The 25518-nt window shown below is 51.8% G+C and carries 26 protein-coding genes; 19 read left to right on the forward strand and 7 right to left on the reverse strand.

Features of this window, described 5'->3' with window-relative positions:
• Positions 1-135 precede the first annotated feature (135 nt).
• Together CFI03_RS04005 and CFI03_RS04010 are read left to right on the forward strand one after the other, a co-directional pair.
• A complete protein-coding gene (locus tag CFI03_RS04005) occupies positions 136-1671 on the forward strand; it encodes a sensor histidine kinase (RefSeq protein ID WP_248756514.1) in 1536 nt (511 codons plus the stop codon).
• 6 nt (positions 1672-1677) lie between these two features.
• Entirely contained in the window at positions 1678-2373 is a 696-nt protein-coding gene (locus tag CFI03_RS04010; protein ID WP_248756515.1) for a response regulator transcription factor, read from the forward strand.
• A 188-nt stretch (positions 2374-2561) separates the two neighbouring features.
• Here CFI03_RS04010 and CFI03_RS04015 read toward each other — a convergent pair whose 3' ends face one another.
• The 4 genes from CFI03_RS04015 to CFI03_RS04030 form a co-directional block, all read right to left on the reverse strand.
• Positions 2562-3575, reverse strand: a complete 1014-nt coding sequence (locus CFI03_RS04015) for a bifunctional glycosyltransferase family 2/GtrA family protein (protein ID WP_248756516.1) — start codon at positions 3573-3575, stop codon at positions 2562-2564.
• Between the two features lie 18 nt (positions 3576-3593).
• On the reverse strand, positions 3594-4610 hold the full coding sequence (locus CFI03_RS04020; protein WP_248756517.1) for a phosphodiester glycosidase family protein: 1017 nt from the start codon (positions 4608-4610) through the stop codon (positions 3594-3596).
• Between the two features lie 475 nt (positions 4611-5085).
• On the reverse strand, positions 5086-6384 hold the full coding sequence (locus CFI03_RS04025; RefSeq protein ID WP_248756518.1) for a sensor histidine kinase: 1299 nt from the start codon (positions 6382-6384) through the stop codon (positions 5086-5088).
• A complete protein-coding gene (locus tag CFI03_RS04030) occupies positions 6384-7061 on the reverse strand; it encodes a response regulator transcription factor (RefSeq protein ID WP_248756519.1) in 678 nt (225 codons plus the stop codon). Before CFI03_RS04030 ends, CFI03_RS04025 begins: the two co-directional genes overlap by 1 nt.
• Before the next feature lie 196 nt (positions 7062-7257).
• Here CFI03_RS04030 and CFI03_RS04035 point away from each other — a divergent pair, with 196 nt between their 5' ends.
• From CFI03_RS04035 to CFI03_RS04100, 14 genes are all read left to right on the forward strand, one after another.
• Positions 7258-7998: a polyphosphate polymerase domain-containing protein gene (locus CFI03_RS04035; protein ID WP_248756520.1), complete on the forward strand. Its 741-nt coding sequence runs from the start codon at positions 7258-7260 to the stop codon at positions 7996-7998.
• The gene (locus CFI03_RS04040; protein ID WP_201002874.1) at positions 7995-8675 is read left to right on the forward strand and encodes a DUF4956 domain-containing protein; all 681 of its coding nucleotides are present in this window, start codon (positions 7995-7997) and stop codon (positions 8673-8675) included. Before CFI03_RS04035 ends, CFI03_RS04040 begins: the two co-directional genes overlap by 4 nt.
• 33 nt (positions 8676-8708) lie before the next feature.
• Positions 8709-10523: a carbohydrate-binding domain-containing protein gene (locus tag CFI03_RS04045; RefSeq protein ID WP_248756521.1), complete on the forward strand. Its 1815-nt coding sequence runs from the start codon at positions 8709-8711 to the stop codon at positions 10521-10523.
• 198 nt (positions 10524-10721) lie between these two features.
• A complete protein-coding gene (locus CFI03_RS04050; protein ID WP_248756522.1) occupies positions 10722-11924 on the forward strand; it encodes a glycosyltransferase family 4 protein in 1203 nt (400 codons plus the stop codon).
• A gap of 67 nt (positions 11925-11991) precedes the next feature.
• Positions 11992-12636, forward strand: a complete 645-nt coding sequence (locus CFI03_RS04055; protein ID WP_248756523.1) for a GntR family transcriptional regulator — start codon at positions 11992-11994, stop codon at positions 12634-12636.
• Between the two features lie 157 nt (positions 12637-12793).
• Complete coding sequence (locus CFI03_RS04060; RefSeq protein ID WP_248756524.1) at positions 12794-13582, forward strand: SDR family NAD(P)-dependent oxidoreductase; 789 nt, start codon at positions 12794-12796, stop codon at positions 13580-13582.
• Between the two features lie 52 nt (positions 13583-13634).
• On the forward strand, positions 13635-14390 hold the full coding sequence (locus CFI03_RS04065) for an SDR family NAD(P)-dependent oxidoreductase (RefSeq protein ID WP_248756525.1): 756 nt from the start codon (positions 13635-13637) through the stop codon (positions 14388-14390).
• A gap of 171 nt (positions 14391-14561) precedes the next feature.
• Complete coding sequence (locus CFI03_RS04070; protein WP_248756526.1) at positions 14562-16448, forward strand: FtsX-like permease family protein; 1887 nt, start codon at positions 14562-14564, stop codon at positions 16446-16448.
• A 58-nt stretch (positions 16449-16506) separates the two neighbouring features.
• Positions 16507-16992 carry a MerR family transcriptional regulator gene (locus CFI03_RS04075; protein ID WP_248756527.1) on the forward strand — a complete coding sequence of 162 codons (486 nt, stop codon included), beginning with the start codon at positions 16507-16509 and terminating at the stop codon, positions 16990-16992.
• A gap of 105 nt (positions 16993-17097) precedes the next feature.
• Positions 17098-17532, forward strand: a complete 435-nt coding sequence (locus CFI03_RS04080) for an SRPBCC family protein (protein ID WP_248756528.1) — start codon at positions 17098-17100, stop codon at positions 17530-17532.
• A gap of 124 nt (positions 17533-17656) precedes the next feature.
• Complete coding sequence (locus tag CFI03_RS04085) at positions 17657-18232, forward strand: GNAT family N-acetyltransferase (RefSeq protein ID WP_248756529.1); 576 nt, start codon at positions 17657-17659, stop codon at positions 18230-18232.
• 132 nt (positions 18233-18364) lie between these two features.
• A complete protein-coding gene (locus CFI03_RS04090; protein WP_248756742.1) occupies positions 18365-18835 on the forward strand; it encodes an SRPBCC family protein in 471 nt (156 codons plus the stop codon).
• Entirely contained in the window at positions 18798-19478 is a 681-nt protein-coding gene (locus CFI03_RS04095) for a YdeI/OmpD-associated family protein (RefSeq protein ID WP_248756530.1), read from the forward strand. The genes CFI03_RS04090 and CFI03_RS04095 overlap by 38 nt, the downstream gene beginning before the upstream one ends.
• Positions 19479-19480: 2 nt before the next feature.
• Positions 19481-19858, forward strand: a complete 378-nt coding sequence (locus tag CFI03_RS04100) for an MmcQ/YjbR family DNA-binding protein (protein ID WP_248756531.1) — start codon at positions 19481-19483, stop codon at positions 19856-19858.
• 26 nt (positions 19859-19884) lie between these two features.
• Here CFI03_RS04100 and CFI03_RS04105 read toward each other — a convergent pair whose 3' ends face one another.
• Positions 19885-20412 carry a YfiT family bacillithiol transferase gene (locus tag CFI03_RS04105; protein WP_248756532.1) on the reverse strand — a complete coding sequence of 176 codons (528 nt, stop codon included), beginning with the start codon at positions 20410-20412 and terminating at the stop codon, positions 19885-19887.
• Positions 20413-20552: 140 nt separating this feature from the next.
• On the opposite strand from CFI03_RS04105, the gene CFI03_RS04110 reads away from it, so the two are divergent.
• Positions 20553-21524 (forward strand): iron-hydroxamate ABC transporter substrate-binding protein, encoded by a 972-nt coding sequence (locus CFI03_RS04110; RefSeq protein WP_248756533.1) that lies wholly within the window; start codon positions 20553-20555, stop codon positions 21522-21524.
• Between the two features lie 56 nt (positions 21525-21580).
• Here CFI03_RS04110 and CFI03_RS04115 read toward each other — a convergent pair whose 3' ends face one another.
• Both CFI03_RS04115 and CFI03_RS04120 read right to left on the reverse strand, forming a co-directional pair.
• Positions 21581-23074, reverse strand: coding sequence for a DHA2 family efflux MFS transporter permease subunit (locus CFI03_RS04115; protein ID WP_248756534.1), 1494 nt, complete (start codon positions 23072-23074; stop codon positions 21581-21583).
• A 234-nt stretch (positions 23075-23308) separates the two neighbouring features.
• Positions 23309-23857, reverse strand: a complete 549-nt coding sequence (locus CFI03_RS04120; RefSeq protein ID WP_248756535.1) for a helix-turn-helix domain-containing protein — start codon at positions 23855-23857, stop codon at positions 23309-23311.
• Positions 23858-24013: 156 nt separating this feature from the next.
• On the opposite strand from CFI03_RS04120, the gene CFI03_RS04125 reads away from it, so the two are divergent.
• Positions 24014-24685 carry an alpha/beta hydrolase gene (locus CFI03_RS04125; protein ID WP_248756536.1) on the forward strand — a complete coding sequence of 224 codons (672 nt, stop codon included), beginning with the start codon at positions 24014-24016 and terminating at the stop codon, positions 24683-24685.
• Positions 24685-25455: a DODA-type extradiol aromatic ring-opening family dioxygenase gene (locus CFI03_RS04130; protein ID WP_248756537.1), complete on the forward strand. Its 771-nt coding sequence runs from the start codon at positions 24685-24687 to the stop codon at positions 25453-25455. The genes CFI03_RS04125 and CFI03_RS04130 overlap by 1 nt, the downstream gene beginning before the upstream one ends.
• Positions 25456-25518: the final 63 nt, after the last annotated feature.

Consider the following 25518-nt stretch of genomic DNA (forward strand, 5'->3'; position numbering starts at 1 on the left):
TGAATCCGTATGAATTGCTGGGGATGGGCGGTAGGATAAAGTGAGGTGGTTGTATAAAATTTCAACCTCTACAGCTGCGCAAAGATCAAATAAAATAGATTTTATTTGGTTGATTTGGTCGAAAGGATGGCGTCCATGTTTATCTTCTTTGTGTTTCTCTTGTTTATTGCCATCGCGGTATTCTGCCTGACCCAACAAAAATATACGAAAGCCACGTTGTTCATGCTGCTGATGGGCTTGTCCTATCTGATTGTCGTAACCTGCATCCTTACGTACATGAGCAAGGACGCTTATTATTACAACAGCATGGATAAGTATTTCGGCATCAAAAAAGGACTGCAAAACCAGCTGCTGTTCCTGCCGATTTCCCGATTGGCGCTTATCCGGATTTTTCACCTGTTCACGCTATTGTTCCTGTATACCGGGCTTCTCTCGGCGTTGTATTTCGCCTATGACCTGAGCGTTAAACGCAGCCGATGGCTGCTTGCTCTCGTCGCGCTGCCTTGCGTCCTGCAGGCGGTTATCTATGATCCGGTGTTCTACGAGCATCTGTACTATAAGCTTTATCCGGACTATATGTCCGCGCAGCGGATTCAATCGCTCTATGAAACGATGCATAAGGTAACTCTGTCGCTCAATACCTCGTATATTGCGGCGGGCATTCTTTTACTGCTCTATGCTTTGTATAATGCCCCGAAAGTCCACCTTATACGAAGCAACATCCTGATGATAATCATCTCGTACGTATCGGTCCATATAACATACTTATACATGAATTATTGGGCACCCAACATTCTGGTGCAGGTGTCGAAGGCGGCGCATTTTGTCCGGTACAAGCCGATTAATCTGGTAGGCAACCCGTCCATCTATTCCCTGCTGCCGTATGTCTCGGGGTTATGCTTGTTTATCAGCCTATACAGCATCTACATGTACGCGCGGATCCAGAACAAGATTAATAACCAGGAGACGATTATCTCCCGCAATATCGATTCGGCCCTGTTAACTTCCCGGGTATTCAGCCACTATATGAAGAATGAGCTGTTAGCGATTAAGGCGCAGACGGAATACCTGGAGAGCTTATGCGAAGAGCAGCCGGAGCTGGTGGAGGAGCTGCAGGTCATTGAACAGCGGTGCAATAAGGTCTATACTCGCCTTGATGCCATTCATCAGAAAAATCTGAAGTCCAGAATCGAGCTGGAGCCGGTCTCTTTGTTCGATCTGCTTGATAAGCTGCTCGGCGAGATGAGCGCGGAGCTGAAGTCGGTAGGGGTTCATTACGCACGACCCCAGCGGCAGCTGATGATTATGGCGGATCCTTATTATTTCTCCCAAGCGGTAGAGAATATCGTAACCAACGCGTCGGAAGCGCTGGAGTTCGTCCCGGAGAAATCCCGGCAGATCGATATTCGGGTCAACGTGAAAAACAAATGGGTCGAGCTGGTCATCCAGGATAACGGACCCGGCATTGAGGAAGAAAATCTGGCGAATATTTTTCAGCCGTTCTATTCGTCCAAGCCTACGGCCACCAACTGGGGAATGGGGCTGTCGATCTGCCATACGATTATTGCGGCCCATGGGGGCAAGATCAGCGTTGACAGCAAGGCCGGAAGCGGCACGGCGTTTCATATTGTCATTCCTTTACTTTCATTGGACAAGCAGGAGAGGAGATGAAGCAGCATGAGCACGCCCATTAAAGTACTGATTGTGGAAGACGATCCCTTGATTTGTAAGCGATATCAGATGATCCTTTCGAAAGACGAAGAGATTGAATTCGTCGGCAGGGCGGCCAGCGGATACGAGGGCACGATGCTGGCTGCGCTTAATAAGCCGGATGTGATCCTGATGGATATCGAGCTGGAGGATAAACAAGCAGGGCTTCGGGCAACGTCCGAAATTCTGAACTACATGCCGGATATTAAGATTGTGATGCTGACCGTATGCGAGACGGACGAGACGGTATTTCGCGCTTTCGAGCTAGGGGCAACCAACTATTTGCTCAAAAATATGCCGGCCGAATCGATTATCGAGGCGGTTAAGGATGCTTATTACGACCGGCCGTCCCTGCATTCGAATATTGCCGGCAAGATTACGAAGGAATTCAAGCGAATCAAGACGACGGAAGACAGTCTGCTGCATAACTTTTATATTTTTACCCAACTGACGCCAACCGAGCTTGAGGTGTTGGAGCTTCTGATGAAGGATTATACCCGCCAGGAAATATGCAAGCTGCGCCATGTGGAGCCTTCAACCTTGAAGTCGCAGATCAACAGCATTCTGAAAAAGTTTAACAAGAGCAGCGTACTGGAGATTGTGGAGCTTCTGCGGGAGCTTCATATTCCGGAGATTTTGTCGCAGCGGAAGGCGAAGAACTAGAAAAAGGCTGTCCCAAGTTTTGGGACGGCCTTTTTATTTTTCACCGTACGTTGGATTGCCTACAGTAAAATCCGGATAAAAGGAAAGGATTCCCGATCTACGTTGGATTCATTATGCTGCAGAGAATCCAATGTAGATTGAGATGTCGGTAAACATGCTCCGTTACGCTGTGCGGGATCCAATGTAGCTTAATAAACGAATTTCCTTTGGACCAGATAGCTGAAGGCGAACAAGAAGACCTCCGTCATCAGCTTGGCAATAAACAGCGGGATTCCTATGCTCTCGTGGAACAAATACAGGAGGGCGTAGTTGGCTACCAAAATGACGACCACAAGAGAGAAATACCGGGGAAGAGACTTTTGCACCGATATCCCTTGTCCATCGTTAAACACATAGCGGCGGTTCATCGTAAAGTTAAAGATTGAGCTGATAACCCTTGCTCCGATAACCGATGCGAGCAGGCTTCCCGTCATCCACTGCAGGAGGAACAGCAGTACGAAATCGACAACCGCCGAGAAGCCCGATGAGGTGACGAACTTCAGGAACGGGAAATAGATTTTGGCCGAATCCGCAAGCGGGCGGAAGTGGGAGGACTTGTTGTTCTCCAAATAAACCGTCTCGATGGGCACCTCTACAAAATCATAACCGGCTTTAGGCGCCTCCAGCAGCATGTTCATCTCGTATTCGAACCGTTCGCCCGGCACTTGGCACAGCCAGTCGAGCATCTCGGAGGAGTAGCCGCGAAGGCCGGTCTGCGTATCTTGTATCGGCTTCCCCGTTGCTAGAGCATAGACCATCCGCGTCGCCGAGTTGCCAAAGCGGCTGCGAAGCGGCACTTTGCCGGTAAATTGCCGGCTTCCGAGTACGATGTGATTGCGGTTTTTGCGCACGGCATCCGTTATTCGAAGAATATCCTCCGGAAGATGCTGCCCGTCGCTGTCGGCGCAGATTACGCCATCCGTGCCGCCATGCTGCCGGACATAATCGAAGCCGGTCTTGAGCGCGCAGCCTTTGCCCTGGTTAACGGGATGCCGGAGTACCGTGCAGCCTGCCTCCGCGGCCGAATCGAAGATCGGCTTGTATTGCTCGCCGCTCCCGTCATCGACAATCAGAATGGAGGCGCCTTCGGTCTCCTCTTTCAGATGATGAATAAGCGTGAGCAGTCTTTCGTCCGGCTCGTATGAGGGGATCAGTATAGTCATTGGTTATGGCCTCCATTCTTAAGATTGCGGAATATAGATAATGTCGCTTACGCCGCGTTCATTGCCTTTGCCGAGCGGATTGTTCACGACGCGTCCCATGAAATACATCGTGGACGAGCCGCCGCCGTCGAGGTTGTAGGCTTCCGTCGCTCCGAGCTCCTTGAACAGATCGGCGAATTCCGTCAGCGTCATGCCGCGGCTGTAGCCGGTGCTTCGGCCGTCAACGACAACAAATACGTAATGGTTCGCGGAGATCATTCCGATGCCGGTCCGCGGGTTCGAGTTCTGAATCGAGCGGTTGCCGAAGTTTTTATCGATCTCCACATGGCTGAAGTCGCCGGCGATTTCGCCGTCTGTAACGAGGGTCGGGCCAAAGGAAAAGGCGTTTGTCACTCCTTGCGCGAGCAGGTCGTCGGTTGAGGTTTCTTCCTCGTCGTAAGACTTCATCGTGCCGTCGTTAAATAGGGCCAGACCAATACGAGCCGGTTCGTCCCGGTAAACGGTACCGTTGCGGATAACAACCCCGTCGCTGCGGAAGCCGTAGTAATCGCCGTTAATGGCGAACACCGCATTGTTGTTGGCAGCAATGGTCGAGGTGTTCTGGGTGATGTTGGTGCCGAAGGAATCCTTGGCAAAAGCCGCAAGCAGGTTCGTTTTGCTGTTAAACGTGACGTCGGCGACATAGTAAGTGATCATGTCCGAACCGGAGCCGGTCTCCATCTTCTTGATGCTGATCGTCTCGTTGTCAGCCTTGTAATTCCAATCGTCGTATTCGGCATCCGAGGATGTCGTTGCGGAGGCGGCGGTGCCGCTGCTTGTGCCGGAGTGCGGGGTCGAGTTAGAGCTGGTTCCGGAGCCAGAGCTGGTGCCGGTGCTGGTCCCCTGCGTGATGGATGTATTAGGCGTTACCTTCACCTCGACATGCTCGATCAGATACCGGTCGGCAAGCTTGTACAGAATGGCTGCTACGATAAGCAGAATAACCGCTATAGTGGTGAGAATTTTGGATTTGCGCGTGCGGAAAATAGTAACCAACTCCTTAGCAGGCATCTTGCCTGAACGTTATGGAGTTATCTTAGAGCGGCAACCTTTAGTCAAACTTAAATAAGGAGGAGGGGGGCTGGGGATATGAAGGGCGGATTGAATCGTCGGCGGGTGGGGAGCTGGGGTAATCCTCCCTCCTATCTGTGTGGGAGGGCGGGAAGGGTAGCTGCAGGATTCTTGCGAACCTTGGAACGCCGCATATAAAAGGGCTGACGGCATCTAACGAAACGTCGTATCGCTATTTGGCCGATTAGAGGCACAGAAGTGGGTTATAACAGCGAAAATGATCTGCGGAGAGAGGAAGGACTGGTGGAGCGGGTGAGGTATGGTTAGGGGAACGGTTGGAGGCTGGCTTAATAGGAGACTTGGCTGCTGTTAGTGTACGGTCGGAAATTTAGCGGACTCCGTTGTCCGCCCACAAGCAAAAAACAGCCGCGCAGGCTGAACCCTGCACGGCCGCTTCAATCTAGTGACGTTCAACCGGGAGCTGAACGGAGAACGTAGTGGTCTCGCCCGGCACGCTTTTGGCGTGAATTTTGCCTCTGTGCTGCTCGATGATCGCTTTGGCGATGGCGAGGCCAAGGCCGTAGCCCCCGTGTTTGCGGGAGCGGGAGGCGTCGGCACGGTAAAAGCGGTCGAAGATTTTGCCCAGATGCTCGGGCGGGATCCCTTCTCCGGAGTTGGTGACGTTCAGCACCACTTCGCTGCCGTGTTTTTTCAGCGTAAGGTCGATCTTGCCCTTTGCATTGGTATACTTGATGGCGTTATCCAGCAGAATCAGCGTTACCTGCTTCATTTGCTCCACGTTGCCGTTGATAGTCAGCTCCGGCGAGATATCGTAGCTGAGCGCAATGTCTTTCTCGAAAATGACCGCTTCAAGCGTCAGAATAACGCTTTCCACCGCCTCGCTTAAGTTGAACGGAGCGAAAATCACATTTTCGCGCGCATCATCCATTTGGGTCAGGTACAGCAGATCGCTTGTCAGCGTCCGCATGCGCTCCGTCTCCGACTTGATATGATGCAGCCACTTCTCCTGATTGCGGATGAGGTCATCGTTGTTGGACAGCAGCACATCCGCATTCGTATTAATAACGGCGAGCGGAGTCCGCAGCTCATGGGAGGCGTCCGCGATGAAGCGCTTCTGCTTATCGAAGGCTTCCTTGACGGGAGCAATCGAACGGTTCGCGAAGTAACGGCTCGTGAAATAGATAACGATAAGCATTATGAAGCCTACGGCAAGGAACGTGTACAGAAGCGTCATCAAGAACTGATGCTGATTCGTGACGTCCAGGAAAACGACCGAATAACCCCCCATAACCTGCTGCACGTCATAAGCCCAGCGGTTGCCGTCGAGATTAAACTCGCCGCGGCCCGAATCGCCCGATGAGGCAGCTTTGACGGCAAGCGTGTAGAAATCGCTATCCATATCGAAGCGGGAATCCGTATTCGTAATGTTCCAGTCGGCATCCGTCGTTAGCGCAAAAGATACCGAACGCTCCGGCGGCGGACCGGCCTTCATTTTGCCATCGGGAACCATCATATCCCCGCGTCCATGGCCGTCACGGCCACCGCCGCCGCTGAACTTGCCGCCCTCGGGACCTTCCTGCTTGCGGTAAAACTCCGATATTTGAATAAGATCCTCGTTCATCGTCTTGCGGTTATTCTGATAGGTAATCGTATAAATGGAAGAAAAGGCCAGAATCATAATGAAGCTGATGATCACCATATTAACGATCAGAAACCGGTTGCGCAGCCGATTAAACATCAGGAGGTCGCCTCCAGTACGTAACCAACGCCCCGTATCGTGTTAATTTTCACGGCGGATTGCAGGAACACAAGCTTCTTCCTTAAGAAAGAAATATAGACCTCCACGTTGTTGTGCTCCACGTCCGAATCGAATCCCCATAGCTTCTCGATGATCTGCTCTTTGGAAGTAACCGCGGACTTCCTTACGATAAGAAGCTCCATCAATTCGCTTTCCTTCAGAATCAGCTTCAGCTCCTTCCCTTTGCACATCAGCTTCAGGTTGGAGGTATTGAGCTCGATATCTCCGTACTTCAAGCCGTCCTCCGGAACAACCTCGCCTCTTCTTCGCAGTGCGGCCCTGATTCGCGCCAGCAGCTCGCCGGTCGAGAATGGCTTGGCTACGTAATCGTCCGCTCCGTAATCCAGCCCGGTAATCTTATCGTTTATTTCTCCCTTGGCGGTAAGCATGATCACCGGGGCTGCGATTCCTTCCTCCCGAAGCGTCTTCAGCACCGTAATCCCGTCCATTTCCGGTAGCATGATATCCAGGAGCAGCAGATCATAGATGCCGCATAAAGCGTTATCCAATCCCGATTGACCGTCATGCGCGACGTCCACGGAGTAATTATTCTTTTTCAAAATCTGAGATAAAGCGTCGGCCAGGTTGACCTCGTCTTCCACAATCAGTATTCGCATGAAGCATTCCTCTTTTCGTTAGCGCTATCTTTGTAAACTTATTATAAGTAGGCAACCTTTAATCAATCTTAACTTTGCGCAAGCCCCAATTACAGCCGTATTTACATTTACAAACATTTAAGATTCATTAAAGGTTGCCCTTCTAAGATACAGACATGAACAGGCGGCATGCCAAAACGGAAAGGAGCCTGAACCTATGGCTATTGAGGTGTTTAACCGTTACGAAAGCAAGTATTTAATGGACAGCCAGTCCTTTCACGAGATTTATAACCGGCTGCTTGATTATATGGAGCTCGACGAATACAACAAGAACGATCAATTCTACTCCATAAGCAATCTGTATTTCGATACCGACCAGCATTCCATTATCCGCAACAGTCTGGCGAAGCCGAAGTACAGGGAAAAGCTCAGACTGAGGGCTTACGGGGTTCCGAAGCCGGATGCCAAGGTGTACTTAGAGCTGAAGAAAAAAGTGTGCGGCCTGGTGAACAAGCGTAGAACGGGATTAACGCTGGATGAGGCGTATGAATTCGTCCGCACGGGAGTTGAGCCCGAACCGAAGCCTTATATGAACAAGCAGGTGATTCAGGAGATCAAATATTTTCTCGGGCGGTATGAGCTGCAGCCCAAGGTGTACCTGGCTTACGACCGGATTGCGATGTTTTGCAAAAACAACCGGGATCTGCGGATCACCTTCGATACGAATATCCGCTCTAGACGTTACGATCTGAAGCTGGAAGCCGGCGATCACGGAGAATTGCTGATGGCTAAGGACCAATGGCTGATGGAAGTAAAAGCCGAGAAGACCGTGCCGGTCTGGCTCGCCCAGCTGCTGTCCGAGCTTGGCATGTTCCGGACGGGCTTTTCGAAATACGGCAACGAATACCGAATGAATATCCGACACGAAGAACGAATAAAGGAGCGCCTTTTATTATGATCGATTCTCTCTTCTCCACAACGGCATCCGTGACCGAGCTAACCTTCGGCCAAGCGATGTTGACGCTGTTATTATCCTTTGCGCTTGGCGCGATGATCAGCTTTACCTATATGAAAACACAGTCCGTTTACACCCAGAACTTTGCCCTAACGATGATCGTCCTGCCGACCATTGTTGCGATTATTATCCTGCTGATTGGCAGCAATATCGCCCGCGCGTTCAGCTTGGCTGGCGCCTTCTCCATTATCAGGTTCCGAAGCGCGCCCGGCGATCCGAAGGATATCGCTTTTGTCCTGTTTACGATGGCTTCCGGTCTTGCCTGCGGCGTTGGGGCTTACGGCTACGCGGTGCTGTTCACGATTGTGCTGTGTCTCCTGATGTTCCTGCTGAAAGCCGTGAAGTTCGGCTCGAAGTCTTCCGCGCAGAAGCTGCTTAAGGTAACGATTCCGGAAAATCTGAGCTATGAAGAAGCTTTTGCCGAAGTCTTCAACATCTACAACGTGCAATACGAGCTGAAAAAAGTAAGAACAACCGAGCTTGGCAGCTTGTACGAGCTTGTCTATGCCGTCACGCTGGAGCCTTCCCTGAATCAGAAGGAGCTGCTGGACGCCATCCGCTGCCGGAACGGCAACCTCGATATTTCCTTAACGATGGCTCCAACGGGAGCAGAAGCTTAGACCCATCCATTTACCTAGAGAGGAAGAGATACGATGAACAATAACAAGAGATTAGGCAAATTGGCTTTCATTTTATTATGCGCGGCGGCCTTGTCGGCATGCAATAGCCAGACGAACGCGGGAGCCAATACGACGGGCAGCACGGGTTCAGCCAATACTAGCGAAGCGGCGGCTGCCGTCCAGACGGCAACCTATCAATTAGATGACGCCGTTGAATATGACGAGGATGATGCGTATACCGATTGGAGCGCGACGGATGCTACAAACATCACTTTGAGCGGAACAAGCGCTACCATTGATGGCTCCGGCGCGGAAGCGAAGGATGGCATCATTACGATTACGGCTGCAGGAACCTATGTAGCCAGCGGCAAGCTGGACGAAGGCCAGATTGTCGTGAATGTAGCGGATAAAGGCGTAGTTCGTCTGGTCCTGAACGGAGCGGAGATCCATTACAGCAAGAGCGCCCCGATTTATGTGGAGGAAGCGGGCAAGCTGATCCTGTCCCTGCCGGAAGGCACCAATAATGTCGTATCCGACGGAACGGACTATGTCTTCCCTGATTCGGAAACGGATGAGCCTAATGCGGCTATCTTCAGCAAGGACGATATGACGATTAACGGCACGGGCAAGCTGACCGTGCAAGGCAACTACAACAACGGGATTGCGAGCAAGGATAAGCTGAAAATTACCGGAGGAACGTTTGACATTCAAGCGGCGGACGATGCCGTAATGGGACGCGACCTTGTGGCGGTGAAGGATGGAGACTTCACGCTGGATGCAGCCGGCCACGGTATCAAGACAACAAATGATACGGAAGGCGAAGAAGGAATCATTGTCCTGCAGGGCGGCACGTATAACATCCAGTCCGGCAAGGATGGCTTGCACAGCACGGGCGGTTTGTCCATCTCCGAAGGAGATTTGACCATAGCAGCCGGCGATGACGGCATCCATGCCGAGACGGCTTTAGAGATTGCCGGCGGAAGCATCGATATTACGAAGAGCTACGAGGGCCTCGAAGCAACCGATATTACCATTGCCGGCGGCGACATCAAGCTGGCGGCGAGCGACGATGGCGTAAATGCGGCAACGGGCGCGGACAGCTCCGGCGGCGAAGGCGCAGCTCCAGGCGGCGGTCAACAGGCAAGCGGGGCTTCGGAAGGCCTTCTCACCATCAGCGGCGGCAGCCTGTATGTGGACGCGAACGGCGATGGTCTTGACGCAAATGGTTCGATTGTCATGACGGGCGGCACCGTTATGGTGAACGGGCCGACCGAGAACAACAACGGCGCGCTGGACTATGACGGCACCTTCAACATGACAGGAGGCACGCTTGTTGCGGCGGGCAGCTCCGGCATGGTGCAGGCAGCATCGGACAGCTCGACGCAAGCCGGCATTCTGATGCTGTTCCCTCAGACTCAGCAAGCGGGTACGCTAGTTCACCTGGAAGACGAGTCGGGCAAAACGATTGCTACTTATGCACCAACGAAAAACTATCAGGCGGTCTACATCAGTACGCCGGATCTGGCTAAAGATGCTTCCTACACCATCTACTCGGGCGGCAAGTCGACGGGTACGCCAACCAATGGTCTTTACGCGGACGGTGAATACAGCGGCGGAACAAAAGTCGTATCCTTCACGGCTTCCTCCCTCATCACGTGGGTCAATGAATCAGGCGTTACGGAGGCTCAAAGCGGATTTGGCGGCGGTATGGGCGGCGGACGCGGCGGTCATGGAGGCATGGGCGGCGGCGGAGGCCGGGGCATGGGCGGTCAAATGCCGCAGGACGGCACAGCACCGGGCGGCACAGCCCCTCAGGATGCTCCCGCAGCAACAACAACCGCACAATAACGATTATAAGGGGCGCCCACCGGGTGCCTCTTCGTTTTTGACCGAAATCTGCCGTGTTTCCTTTGATTTCGGCCTGTGTTCATATGCTTCGGACCAGGTTTTAGAGGCGGAATTATTAACATATATTTAACCGATTATAAGACGGGGGTATCGGGGTGCAAATATGCAAGAACGGAAAAGCTTTTATTTGCTGGCGCCATGCCTGACAGATTCGCTGCTGACGAAGGATATCGGCATCTTCCTTACCTGATGCAGAAATACAGAGGCTATAAGGCGGTCTATGTCACCTACCTTCCAAGCGGCGGGGAGCCTTTATGGCCGTCATTTTCCAGCTTCGAGGAGGAGATAGAGCTCGAATATATCGAGCCGTCATTTCCTTACCGTCCGGACCGGGCGATGGATACGATTTTCGGGGCGAACTTGCGTGATTGCAGTGATGATCTGGTTCGGTATATAGGATGTAATGCGACAAAAATCGACGTTTTATACCTTTTTGGTTTTTATCCGTTTTACTACGAAGCGGCGGCGAAATATAAGGAACTAAACCCTTCCGGCACGATTTATTTGAAGCTGGATGCCAACATCATATGGGTGAACAAAACGCCAATGACGGATGAATTCCGACGTTTTCTGAGTCATTGCGACGTGATCAGCAGCGAGACGCTTGCTCCTTACATTTCGGATAAATGGTCGGTGCTGGTGCATCGCATCCCTAACGGCTATTACTTCTTCGGCAAGGAGCCGGAGCTGCCCGTAGCGTTCGAGGAGAAGGAGGATTATATCCTGACCGTCGGGAGGCTTGGCATACCGGAAAAGGCAACGCATGTGCTGCTGGAAGCCTTCCGGATGGCGGAGCCTTATATTCCGGCAAGCTGGAAACTTGTGCTGGTAGGCAAAGTCGAGGATTCCTTTCAGCCGTATCTTTATTCGTATATGGCGAATTATCCGTGGCTTGCGGACCGGATGATTCTGACGGGTTTCGTACAGGATAAGGAGACTTTGCATCAATGGTACCGGAAATCCAAAATTTTCGCCCTGCCGTCAAATGTTGAGGCTTATGCCCATGTACTTGCGGAAGCCAAAATACACGGCTGTTATTTGCTCGCTTCGGATATTGCATGCTGCCGGGACGCTGCCACGGAGCAGGAGGACCGAAGCAGCCACTTGGATGACTTGAACAAGCAAATGAAATTGCATCTTGCGTACGGCTCGCTGCATGCGGTTGGATACAGCGCCGGCCTCGCCCAGCGGATGATCGAAATATGCCATGCGGAGGACCGGCTGCGGGGTGCATCCGCAAGCACGCAAAGGGATGCGTCTGAGCATTTCGACTGGGTGAAGCTTTGCGGCCGGCTGGATGATCTGCTGCGGAACAGCAGGGTGGAGCGAACGGCGTATTGATTTTACCCGCTTAATTTGGGATAACTAGGAGAGGAGCTTTAATTAGACAGACGGGGAGATATCCATTATGTTCAATTCTTACGAAGTATCGGATTCGCAGTTCGGGGAGTCCTTGCCGCAGCAGATCTATAGATATATCTTGAAAAAAATTATCGGCAAAGAGCTGAATGCCGGAGATAAAATCGTCGAAGAGGAAATCGCTAAGGAGCTTAATACAAGCCGGGCGCCTGTCCGGGAAGCGTTGTATTTGCTGCAGGTTGAAGGGATTGTAGAGCGTCTTCCTCGGCGCGGGACGATTGTGAAGCCCTTTACCCAAGCCGAGATTGAAGACTACAATACGTTGATGGCGGAGCTTCTTCGCGTTGCCGTCATGTACGGGCAGCAGAAATGGACGCCTGAATATAAGGAAATGCTGAAGCAATACGCCGCGGATACGGATGCCGCTTGCGAGCAGGGCAATGTACGGGAATACGAGATGAAGGCGGAACGGGTGCTGCGGCATGTGGTGGTTGTGGCGGGTAACGTCGCGCTGGCGAAGTTTTACGAGAAAGCAAGCCTGATTCTGAACATCTTTGTCGAAGTGAAATGGAGCGAGCAAAAAATCAAGGAGTTTCATGCGCCGTTTCAGCGGTTTACTGATTCTATTCTGGCATCCGAATACGAAAAAGCGCAAACGGCCATTTATGAATTTCTACTGGCAGGAATTAAATAAAAAAAGGGAATTGGAGTTAATGGAAGAGCTTTTTAGGTTAAATTGTCGACAATCGACAAAGTAATCTGTTAAGATAGATTTGTAAGCAGCTTCAGCAAGTGAAGTAAAGGTTGCAACAAAAAAAGCGTATTGCATTTCTTTTAAGGAGTGATTTAGGATGCAAAAGTTTGATTATACGGATAAAGTGGCGATCGTGACGGGTGCAGGCGGAGGTATTGGCCGCGCAGCATCGCTTGCACTTGCCGGGAACGGCGCAAAGGTTGTTGTCGTTGACCTGTCGGAGGAAGCCGGGAACGAGACGGTTAAGCAAGTCCAGGCAAACGGCGGTGAAGCCGTTTTTATAAAAGCAGACGTAACCAAGGAAGAAGATATTCAGGGTTACGTGGCTCAAACGGTCGAGAAGTTCGGAAAAATCGATATTTTCCTCAACAACGCCGGCTGGGAAGGCAAAATTGTTCCTTTGGTCGAGTATCCAACCGAAGCGTTTGACCGCCTGATGGCGATTAACGTCCGCGGCGTATTTCTTGGTCTCAAGCATGTGCTTCCGCAAATGATCGCTCAGAAGAGCGGCGCAATCGTTAATACCGCATCCGGAGCAGGGCTTTTGGCAACGCCTAACATGGTGGCCTACGGCGCGAGCAAGCATGCGGTGCTTGGCATGACCAAGACGGCCGGCGTTGAAGCGGCTCCTTACGGCGTACGCGTGAACGCGGTATGTCCGGGTGTTGTGAATACGCAAATGATGCGTTCGATCGAAAGCGGCTTTGGCAAGGGCAATCAGGAGGCGGCTGAAGCGGCAAGACAGCAAATGGCGAATACAACGCCGGACGGCCGATACGCCGAAGCGGAAGAGATCGCCAACCTGATGATGTATCTCGTATCCGACCTCTCCTCTCATATTGTCGGACAAGAATTCGTGATCGACGGCGGATCGATTTTGATCTAATCGCGGCTGTTACCATTCAAACAACTAATTCATAGCAAAGGGGATATTTATCATGGCAGAACTAGACGGCAAAGTTATTATTATTACTGGCGGCGCAAGCGGTATCGGCAAACAAACGGCTTTGCAGCTGTCTGCAAAAGGCGCATCGCTTGTTATTGCGGACTATAACCTGGATGGCGCGAATGCGGTTGCCGCAGAGCTTGAAGCGGCTGGCGGCAAAGCGGCGGCCTTTAAGGTAGACGTATCGAAAGGCGAAGAAGTGAAAGCACTCGTTGATTTCGCGGTAGAGACATTCGGCACGTTGAACGGGATCTTCAACAACGCGGGCATTGGCCTTGTGAAGCCTTTCCTCGAGATGGATCCGGAATCGTATCACCGCGTAATCGACGTTGACCAGCATAGCGTTTACTACGGCATGTATTACGGCGCGAAAAAAATGGTTGAGCTGGGCGCCACAGGTACAATCGTGAACACGGCATCGATCTACGGTACAGCGGCGGCGCTTGGCAGCTTTAACTATAATGCCGCTAAAGCTGCTGTTGTTATGATGTCCAAATCCGGCGCGCTCGAGCTCGCCGAATACGGCATCCGCGTTGTAGGCGTTGCTCCCGGCTTTATCAATACGCCGATTCTCGGCAACGACGAAGCGATGAAATCGGCGCTTGGCGCTCAGCATATGCGCGGTCAGCTGATTCAGCCCGAGAAAGTGGCAAGCGTGGTAACGTTCTTGTTCTCCGACGGAGCAAGCGCGATTAACGGTCAAACCATTCCGGTGGACGACGGCTTCCTCAGCTTCAAAACAAAATAATCGGCTCCAATGGTTGCTGCCCTTCAAGGGCAGCAACCATTTTTTATTTCGGCGCCTTCCGGAAGTACAAGCTGAACCTTTCAATAATGTAAGGAAACGTAAGGTTAATCGATAGCAGCCTGATTCCCTCCTTTGTTACGATGAGATCAAATCAACAGGGAGGGCTTATTTATGAGCTTGCGACGGTTCGCTTTCCATAACGTGATCCGCAACCGGAGGATTTACGCGGGGTATTTTCTAAGCAGCGCGTTTTCGGTTATGGTGTTTTTCGTCTATTCAATATTTGCTTTTCATCCGGGACTCGCCGATGGCGCGATTCACATTAACGTGTCTACTGCTATGCATTTCGCGGAATCGGTCATTTACGTATTCTCGTTTTTCTTCGTGCTCTACTCGATGGGATCATTCCTGAAGACGCGCAAAAAGGAGTTCGGCATCCTCATCATGCACGGGATGACGAGTATGCAGCTGCGCAGCCTTGTGTTTATGGAAAATATCGTGATCGGCTTTGGCGCGACGGTGGCGGGTATTGTAATCGGTTTTGGCTTCGCCCAACTCATCCTTATGTCAGCCAAGCAGCTGCTTAGCCTTGATGCGGCGCTGCCGTTTTATTTTCCAACGAAGGCGATTGTGCTGACCGGGGCGGCTTTTATGGCGCTGTTCCTGCTTATCTCGTTATTTACGGTGACCGTGCTTCGGAACAACTCGCTTATTGATCTGCTGAAGGGTTCGAACAAGCCGAAGCCGGAGCCGAAGGCATCCGCGCTGCTGTCCTGGATTGCGCTGCTCTTGATTGTTGGCGGTTATGCCGCAGCGCTGGCGGCCAAGGGGATGGTCGTCTTTTACGCAATGATTCCGGTGACGGTTGTCGTTATTATCGGTACGTATTTCCTGTTCACCCAGCTGAGCGTGTATGCCGTTCATAAAGGCCGCAGGAGCCGTTCGATTTTCTGGCGGAAAACAAACATCGTCCTGTTATCGGATCTTGCCTACCGGATGAAGGATAACGCCAGAACGTTCTTTATGGTGGCGATTCTGTCGACGGTGGCATTCTCCGCGATTGGCTCGTTGTTCGGCTTCAAATCGATGTATACGGATGTCATTCGCAGCGATAATCCGTTCGCCATGAAGTACACCGCGTACGACAGGCCTTCCGAGCAGGACGTTGCGATGATTGAACAGACGCTGAAGGATGCGGGGCTGTCCCATCAATCCTATGCGCTCACCATTAAAAATGTGGAGACAAAGGACGGCAAGCGAATTTCCGTCGTACCGCAATCCGCCTTTAACGTGCTCGTAACGGCAGCCAAGGGGACGAAGGCGGATGTACAAGGCGATGAAGCGGCTATTGTCCACTACAACGGCACGATGATGGGAACACCGCAGCCGGAGTTGACGCCGGTTACGCTGAAGGAAGCGGGGCTTATGCTAAAGCCCGTGCAGACGATTGATACGCCGGCTATTCAGGCAGGACCCGACTATTACGTGGTGCCCGACGAACGGTTTGAGCAGATGAAAAAGTCGGAGAGCGTCATTTACCAATATGCCTTTGACGTTGCGGGCTCGCATGAAGCGCTGAAAAAGGCGGGAGAAGAGATTGACGGCAAGCTTGGCAAAACCGATAACTGGTTTATGGGCGTGGATTACGCGCTGTACCAGCAGGATCAGATTTTTGGCGTTGTCCTGTTCGTCGGATTTTTTATCGGCATCGTATTTTTCGTGGGAGCGGGCAGCTTCTTGTATTTCCGCCTGTATACCGACCTTGGCGAAGATAAACGGAAGTTCCAGGCCATCCACAAGATTGGGCTTACGGACCGCGAGCTGTCGGCGATTCTAACGAAGCAGCTGATGATTCTGTTCTTCGCCCCGATTTTAGTGGCCGTCATTCACGGCGCGGTTGCCCTGACGGCGATGCAAAATATGTTCGAGTACAATATGATGAAGCCGTCGCTGACGGTGCTTGGATCATTCGTTGTTATTCAGCTTGTATATTTCCTCTTTATCCGCACCAAATATATTTCTAATGTAAAATCGGCTTGGGGGTTGCACCTTACGTAACGTCATGTTTTACAATAGAGTTACCGGTATGAAGCTAGCGTCAACGAAAGGGTTGATCATGAACAATCTTTGGAAAGTTGGAGACCTCGCCAGAATGACGGGGCTGACGGTCAGAACGTTACGCTTCTACGATCAGATCGGCTTATTCTCGCCGTCGGGACAGACTGATTCCGGTCACCGGCTGTACGACGAGTCCGATCTGACCCGTCTGCATCAGATTCTGACGCTCAAGGAGCTGGGCTTGTCGCTGGATGAGATTAAGGAGACCTTATCGGCCAAGCAGATCAGTCCGCTGGAGATGGTGACGCTGCAGAAGCAGCGGATCAAAGAGCAGATAAGGCGGCAGCAGAAGCTGCTTGAACAGCTGGAGCATGCCTCCAAGCTGCTCATCGGCAAGAAGGGCTTGACCGTGGATGACTTTACGGGTCTTCTGCAGGCGATGAAGATGGAATTCGAGAAGCCCGTGCTTGAGCGGCGAGCCAGCTGGGAGCAGCACTTGGATAAGCTGGGCAGCCTGCTTGAGCAGGGGGAAGACGAGCCGTAATCGAAGGGACTACGCTTACGAAGCATGAATGGCTTCGCAATTCATTAAGTTTACGCTTACGAAGCATGAATGGCTTCGCAATTCATTTAAGGAGGATCATTCACGATGAGCGAAAGATTTGTTAAGCATGCAACCTTTGTTGTTGAACGTACTTACAAGACTGGCGCGGAGCGGGTATTCGAGGCTTTTGCCGATCCGGAGGTAAAGGGCAAGTGGTTCTCGAAGCCGGATCAGTTCGAATTCCGGGTAGGCGGGCGCGAGTACAGCAGCGGCGGGCCGCCGGAGGGACCGGTCTTTACCTTTGACGCGGTCTATCAGGAGATTGTGCCTGCCGAGCGTATTGTCTATACGTACACGCTGGATATGAATGATACGCGGATGTCCGTCTCGACGACCACAATCGAATTGTTCCCCGTGGACGGCGGAACCAAGCTGGTCTTCACCGAGCAAGGCGCCTTTTTCGACGGGCATGACACGCCGGAAATTCGCGAGCATGGCACGGGCGAAATGCTGGATGCGCTGGGCAAGCTGTTTGAATAGAACATGGAGGAAGAGTCTCTTGGCAGAGGCTCTTTTTTTTGTGTCTAATCGCCGATTGCATTGGGATAGCCGTTCACGCTATTTTAGTTATACAAGAGGAAGAGATGGCATGCAGGAGGCAGACATGACGAATATAACGATAGAGGTTGTAAAGGACGGCAACATTGAGCCTTGCCGGGAGCTGTGCAACGAGCTGATGGCTTTTCAGCAGTCCCGGGCTGTTATGGCCCCGGAGGTGTTCGACCGGATGAACTTTGATACAAGGATGCGAAGAAGCTATGACGGTGCGCTTCGTACCCATGTCCTTATCGCGAGGGATGAAGGCGTGCCGGTTGGCTACGCGTTCTCGACGGTAGAGGATCTTGAACCCGGGGATGACAAGCTCCCCGCCTGGGCTCCCAATCGGGACTCGGCTGACAGCAAGGGCTTTTACCCGGATTGGGTAGAGCTTCCGAAGAAGATTGGCTTCCTCAGCAATTTGTATTTGCGTGACGGCTACCGGAGCATGGGGCTTGGCAAGAAGCTGTTCGAGTCGTCGATGGAATGGCTGGAAAGCTTCCCGGACGTGGATCTGCTGTTCATTTACGTATCGAATGGGAACGAGGATGCGCTTCGTTATTACCTGAAGCAAGGCTTTACCTACAGCCACGAGGTGTTCGGCGGGTTTATAAAGGCCGTGTATAAGAGACTGGAGAAATAAGATAAGAAGCCATTCCCCTAACGAGGGATTGCAGCAGGTTTAGCAGGTTGAATGCCAGCCAATATAGAAATAAGGAAGTAGCAAACGACATGAGGAGGTTTAGCGGTGACAACAATAGCAGCTAAAGCGGAAATGATGATCAGGCGTCCGGTGAGCGAAGTGTACGAGGCTTTTATCGATCCGGCTATTACAACGAAGTTCTGGTTTACGAGAGGCAGCGGAAAGCTGGAAGCGGGCAGTCAGGTGGAGTGGTTCTGGGAGATGTACGGAGCGTCGGCACCTGTCCGCGTACTGGAGCTTGAGACGAATAAACGAATTGTTATCGACTGGGGAACTAGAGCCGAATGGACGTTTGACGCCTTATCCGAAACGGAAACCTTCGTGACCGTGACCGACTCCGGCTTCCAGGGAGAGGCAGAGGAAATCGCGCAGCGGGCGATTGGCTCGACGGAAGGTTTCACGATTGTATTGTGCGGAGCCAAGGCTTATCTGGAGCATGGCATTCAACTCGGCCTCGTAGGAGACAAAGCGCCTTATGCGCATGTAAAAGAATCGGAGGTCATCCATGAGCAAGACGATCGTGGAGAAGTTGAATTTACATAAGTATAAAAATACGGCGGTTTTGCATCAGCCGGAGGGCAGCGATGCTCTGACCGGCCTGGAGCGGTACGAAACAGAGCTGCAGGCGGGCAGACGTTACGACCTGATCTTTGCCTTTGTCCTGGATATGCCCTCTTTGCAGAAGCTGATGAGTGAAATTATAGAGAATAACTACCTGGAGGAAGGCGGTTATTTGTATGCCGCCTATCCGAAGAAGGGCAATAAAGTATATCCGACCTACATTCACCGGGACAGTCTGTTTGAAGGGCTGGGTGCGAGCGAGGAGGATGGCTATATCGGAACCAGCGAGGTCAAATTTGCCCGCATGGTGGGATTGGATGACGTCTTTACGGTTGTAGGCTTCAAGTCCGAAGCGCGCAAGAAGGGTTCATCAGCCCCCAAGAAACCGAGTCAAAGCGTAGCCGACTACGAAGCTCTAGTGTCCCGGGTGGAACAGGAGCTTCTAGATCATCCGGAGATATTGGCGTTCTTCCGGTCGCTTACCCCGGGGTACCGCAAGGACTGGGCCCGTTATGTATATAGTGCCGCGCAAGAGGAGACCAGAACCAAACGGAAAGCCGAGATGAAGGTTATTCTAGGAGAAGGCTATAAGAGTATCGATCTGTACAGGAGAAGAGAGGGATAGGGATGGAGACGGAGCTTGGGAAAGCAATGCTGGAGCGGGTGCAGGGCATTTGCTCCGCATTGCCGGAGGTAGACCAGATCGTTGACGGGTTTGGGCATGACGTGATGAAGGTAAGAGGCAAAACCTTCATCATGATGGGGGAAGGCCATAACAGCGCCTTGCCGAGCCTGTCGATCAAAGCGACGAAGGAGCAGCAGTACCTGCTGCTAGAGCAGGGCGGTTATGTCAAGACGCCGTATATCGGCCATCATGGCTGGGTATCCGTTGACATGGAAGCGGGTCCGAATTGGGACGAGCTGACCGTGCTTATTCAGGAAGCCTATCTTCTGGCGGCGCCGAAGCGTCTGGTGAAGCAGGTCTTGGAGAGTGTCGCAAGATAACCGCAAGAGGCATTTAAGCGTATGGGCTACCAGCCCATACGCTTTTTTAATGAGTTGATCTGGGCAAGATGATGCCGGCCATGCCATTCGAAGCGTTGTATCGCCGTGTCCAGCGTCATCAGTCCGTTTGTCGGGCTCGTAAAGGTTCTTGCAAAGTCCCATGCCTGCATCCCTTCCAGCAACACGGAAAATCGGCTGCGCAGCGCCTCGATCAGTACAAGCGAAGCTTCGATTGGCGCTTCATAGTCGGTAAGCTCTGCCCACATGTTCTGCCGGTAAGTGGAAGCGGCCGGATTGTCCTCCGTCATTGCCTTCTTGAACCGGATATAGGAATTCATATCGTTATCCGCCAGATGGTGAACGACCTGCCGGATCGTCCAGCCGCCGGGGCGGTAAGGGATTGCCAGCTGCTCCTCGGACAACTTATCCACCGCTTTCCGAAGCCGCGACGGCATCCGCTCAATTTCTTTCATCCAGTTACTGCGTTGCTCGGCCGTTGGGTCGCATATTTCTTCGAAAGGTCCGATGGGATAACGCAAATTGTCCGTGCTCATGTAAAAACAACCTCCGCTCTTCAACTTAAAATTTATTTTGCGCTCATTGACAGACTTTCAATAACCATTTATAGTTAATCATTGTGATATTGAGAATCATTATCGTAGTTAATGCCATTCAAAATAAAAGGAGCCCAACCATGAAAAAGTTTATTCCTGCAATCATGCTGCTTGTACTTGTTGTTGTTCTTAGTGCATGCGGCAGCAACAAAACCAATAACGCGAACAATGCGAATAACGGTTCCGCAGCAGCTGCGGAAACACCTGCGGCAACAGAATCCGCGGCGGCGGAACTACCGGCATCCGAAACGGTAACCTATCAGTCCGAGAGCGGCCCGGTTGAAATTCCTGCTAATCCGAAACGCATCGTAGCGCTGGCTTACGCGCCGAATATGATTTCCATGGGCGCCAACATCGTAGGCGTAGACCAATGGACCAACATGAGCCCGCTCTTCACCGACAAGCTGAAAGGCGTGGAAGTCGTATCCGATGAAGATCTGGAGAAAATCATTGAGCTGGATCCGGATCTGATCGTGGTTGGCACGGAGAGCAAGAACGTTGCCAAGCTGAGCGAAATCGCTCCGACGGTTGCTTTCACTTGGGGTAAGTTGGATTACCTGAATCAGCAGATCGAAATCGGCAAGATACTCGGCAAAGAAAAAGAAGCGCAAACTTGGGTTGACGACTTCAAATCCCGCGCTGCCGCAATTGGCGACGAGATTAAAGCGAAGATCGGCGAGAAGGCAACCGTATCCGTTATCGAGACGGACGCAAAGAGCTTCTACGTATTCGGCGACCATTGGGCGCGCGGTACGGAAGTATTGTACCAAGCCATGGGTCTGAAAATGCCGGAGAAAGTAACGAAGGACGCTCAAGGACCCGGTTATTTCACCCTGTCGCAAGAAACGCTGTCTGATTATGTCGGCGATTATATCGTTCTCAGCCGAAGCACGGCCAATGACAATGCCTTTATGAAAACAGATACGTGGAAGAACATCCCTGCGGTTAAAAATAACCACGTTATCGAAATCGACACGGAAGCTTCGACTTACAGTGACCCGACTACCCTGGAAAGCCTGCTTTCGATCTTCAAAGAAGGCTTCCTGAAATAAGCCTCAAACAGCAAGCGCCCTTCAGAATCTTCTGGAGGGCGCTTTGCTTTTGTTGATTAATGGCTCATGCTTACTTGCTTCTCGCCTTCCGCTGGCTGATCGCCTTCCGGCGGCTTGGTGCGCTTCACGAACAAGCCGATAACGATCGCAGCGATGGCGACAATAAGACCAATCCAAAAGGCGTCATGAATGCCTGCGACCATGCCGTGAGCTTGCTCAGCAGGCGAGCCCGGATCGGAGGAGGTCTTCAGATAATCTTTGGTGCCGTTACTCATAATACTGATGAACAGCGCCGTACCGATTGCGCCCGATACTTGCTGCAGAGTGTTTAGGATCGCCGTGCCATGCGGATACAGGTGACGCGGCAGCTGGTTCAGGCCGGAGGTTTGAGCCGGCATCATTACAAGGGAAATACCAACCATCATAATAATATGAATCATGATGATATGTCCGTTGCTTGCCGCGGCATCAATGCCCGTAAACATCCACAGCGAGATGGCCACAAGGATAAGGCCAGGCGTAACAAGAACGCGGGGGCCGAATTTATCGAACAATACGCCGGAAATCGGAGCCATGATGCCGTTCACGATACTGCCCGGAAGCATAATGAGACCGGAAGTGAATGCCGTCATGAGCAATGCTCCTTGCAGGAACATCGGCAGCAGCGTCATCGTCGAGAACAATGTCATCATAAGAACGAAGAGCAGAATCGTTACGATGGAGAACATCGGCGATTTGAAAGCCCGCAGGTCCAGAATCGGAGCCTCCAGTCGCAACTGGCGCAAAATAAAGATAATGAGGGCTACCGCGCCAACGGCGATCGTCCAGATAACCACCGGATCCGACCAGCCTTTCTCGCCCGTCGAGCTGAAGCCGTACACAAGTCCGCCGAAGCCGATCGTGGAGAGCAGGATCGAGAGGATATCCACCTTAGGCTTTGTGATATCCGATACGTTCTTCAGGAACATAAAGGAGAAAATAATCGACAAAGCCGCAAGAGGAATAACGAGAATAAACAGCCAGCGCCAGTTGAGCGAGTCCATGATAACGCCGGACAAGGTTGGTCCGATGGCCGGTGCCGCCATAATGACAAGCCCGATCAGACCCATGGCGCCCCCGCGTTTTTCAGGCGGGAAAATGACCATAATCGTGTTCATCAATACGGGAAGCATCAAGCCGGTTCCGATAGCTTGAACAATCCGTCCTACAAGCAGAACGCCGAATTCGGGCGCAACGGCCGAAATAACCGTGCCTGCGAAAAACAAGGTCATAGCGCCTATAAACATCTGCCTGGTTGTAAACCATTGTTGAAGCAATGCCGTTACCGGAACGAGTACGCCTACTACAAGCATATAGGCCGTCGTTAGCCATTGAATGGTTGAAGGGCCAACTTCAAAGGCTTTCATTAATTCGGGAAGCGCGTTGCCTAGCAGCGTTTCATTCAGAATGGCGATAAAAGCGCCAATAATAATCGTAGCGATAATGGGCCCGCGCTTAATATTCGTTAAGTCGGGGGCAGAGCTGGATCCACCAGCTTGAGAAGCATTCATGGATAAGTGCCTTCCTTTCCTTCGCTTTTCAACGAAAAGGTATGTATGTTAGTTTGTTTAGGCTCGCCGGACGGTATGCGTCCATCTTTCCCCTCCACGGATCTTTATTTGGCCCTTTTTCCACTTTATCACAGTGGGCTAGGTCGAGAAAAGAGCGTAAAGCGGGAACAAATGTGTATAATTTATTTTGTTATGAAGGAAGAAAGGGCGCCCGTTGGGCGCCCTTTCTTTCGATTACTGAAATGCCTTCGAAGGATCGGATTCGGTGTAGACCGATATCATGACGATTGCGGTATCCGCCCCGATATTTTTCACCGTATGCGGGGTGCAGGCATTCCAGCTGAAGGAGTCGCCGGCGCTTAATTCGGCGGCATCCTCGCCTTGCTCGATATAGATCGTTCCCTGGATAACGACATGGACCTCTTCGCCTTCGTGGGCATGGTTCTCTCCGGTTGACGCACCGGGCGGCAGCTCAACGATCATCATATGGACGTTCTTAGTCGAGCTGAGGTGAGAGACCTTCAGGTTGTCCGGTCCGCTTGTCGTTATCCGGCGCTCATCCTTGCGGACGAGCTGCAGCTTTTCCTTTTTGTCCAGCAGCAAATACGCCAGCGGAACCTTAAGCGCATTCGCGATGCTCTCCAGCGTTGCAATCGACGGGGATGTTTTATTCGTTTCGACCTGGCTCATAAAGCCTTGAGACAAGCCGGTTTCTTCGCATATTTGGGCAATCGTGATGTTCTTCCGTTTGCGGATGGCCCGAATGGTGGAGCCGATATCCATGACGCAGCTCACTCCTCAAAAATATTAGTCATACGTAACTTATATTTATATTAACAATTTTCCGGTTGACAGGCTAGACCTTGCGGCGTTATATTTCTTATATAAAATAAATATTTGCATTACTAATATATTTGATGCAAAACGGAGGGTTGTTCAATGAATTCGGTCTATGAGTATGATGTTCATCTGCCGTCCCATTTGGAGCCGGGCAGAACGTATCCCGCGATTTTTACGCTTCATGGCAAAGGCTCGAACGAGCGGAATATGTACGGGCTTGTTGAATCCCTTTCGGACGACTTCATTATTATCGGTATCCGGGGTAATCTTCGGCTCGGAGCAGGTTATCAATATTATGAGCTCAAAAGCCTCGGCAATCCGGTCCGTGACTTATTCGATCAAGCAGCCGTGCAGCTGGAAGCTTTTATTAAGGAAGCAACGGCACAATATCCGATAGATCCGCAGCGCCGTTATCTGCTTGGCTTCAGCCAAGGGGCGATTCTGGCGATGACGCTGGCGCTTACGATGGGGAACCAACTGAGAGGGATCGTAGCTTTGAATGGTTACGTGCCCGGTTTCGTGAAGGACGAATATGCGCTGCAGAGCGTGGAGCAGGTAGCCTTCTTTATTTCGCACGGCGAATACGATTCGGTATTCCCGGTCAGCATCGGATACGAGAACGAAGCCTATTTCCGGGAGCTTGCGCCTAAGCTTACGTTCAAAACGTATAAGTCCGATCATGGCGTGACGGAAGAGAATCAGCGGGATTTCCTGCAATGGATCAAGGAAGACGCAAAAGGATCATTCATATATAAAAGGAGTGAAGAGTAATGCTTCCATCTTATTTCTTCGCGCATGGCGCGCCATCCATCGTATTGGAGGATAACAGCTATACGGATTTATTGAAGACCTTCGCGGCTAATCATCCAAAGCCGAAGGCCATTGTACTATTCTCGGCCCATTGGGAGGAGAACGTGCAAGCCGTCAGCGCATCTAAGACGTACAGCACGATTTACGAATTCGGCGGATTTCAGGATGAGCTGTACCGGATGACATATCCGGCAAAAGGGGACCGGTCCCTGGCGGACCGCATCGTATCCTTGTTTGAATCGCAGGGCATACAGGCGGTAACGGACGATGAGCGCGGCTTGGATCACGGGGCATGGGCGGTGCTGAAGCTCTTGTATCCGGATGCGGATATTCCGGTTATTGCATTATCGGTGAACCGGTACCTGACGAACGAGCAGCAGTACCGGATCGGCAAATCGCTTGCCGAGCTTCGGGAGCAGGATGTTCTCATCATCGGAAGCGGGGGAACCGTTCATAATCTGCGGGCCTTGAACTGGCGTTCGGACGGCGTTGACGATTGGGCGGCAGGCTTTGATCAATGGCTGCAGGAGCATTTGGAGTCCTGGGATCTGGACGCCTTGTTCCAATACCGCACGCTTGCTCCTTATGCGGCGCAAGCGGTACCGACAAGCGAGCATTTTATTCCGCTCCTGCTGGCCATGGGCGCAGGCGACGGCACTCGCCAGGCGAAGCTGCTTCACCGCAGCTACCAATACGGCAATCTGAGTCTTAGCTGCTGGGAATTTGCTTAATAAACAGAAGAAAGCCCAAGACCCCTCTCAAGCAGGGGTCTTTGGGCTTTTTTGGCCTACGCG

The sequence above is a fragment of the Paenibacillus sp. ATY16 genome (assembly GCF_003399985.2).
In the GTDB taxonomy this organism is placed as follows: Bacteria; Bacillota; Bacilli; order Paenibacillales; family Paenibacillaceae; genus Pristimantibacillus; species Pristimantibacillus glycanilyticus.